Annotated in this window: 1 protein-coding gene; it reads left to right on the forward strand. The window is 75.4% G+C overall.

The features are described 5' to 3' along the window. The coding region (locus ACYVE7_RS35465) for a hypothetical protein (protein WP_460371089.1) at positions 1–548 on the forward strand (548 nt) is incomplete at both ends.

Here is a 548-nt window from a genome sequence, read left to right on the forward strand (position 1 = left end):
CGGCGCGGCCCTGGGCGCCGCCCCCGGCCACCGCAGCCGCGACAGCGGATACAGCGGCGAGGCGGTGCGGATGGCGCGCCGGATCGGCGACCCGAAGGTCCTCGCGCAGGTCCTCGCCAGCCACCACGCCGCCATCGCAGGACCCGACCACGAGGAGGAGCGGCTGTCCGTCGCGCACGAGCTGACCTCGCTGGGACTGCGCCTCGCCGATCTGGAGATCACCTTCGCCGGGCAGATCGCGGGCTACGTCAGCATGATCGCCGCCGGGAATCTGGCGGGTGCCGACGCCGCCCTCGACGAGGCCGACTTCCTCGCCAGGGAGCTGCGCCGCCCCGCGTTCGCCTTCCACGTGCTGCGCACCCGCACCTGCCAGGCGCTGCTCGCCGGACGCGTCACCGAGGGCGAGCACCTGGCGGACGCGATGCACGCCAAGGGCCGCGAGGCCGGCCTGCCCATGGGGATCGTCGCGGCGATCCACACCGGCCTGCGGTTCCTCGCCCACGAGCAGCGCGGCTGCCTCGCCGACCTCGCCGACGAGCTCGACCGGC

The organism is Actinocorallia lasiicapitis, assembly GCF_054778695.1.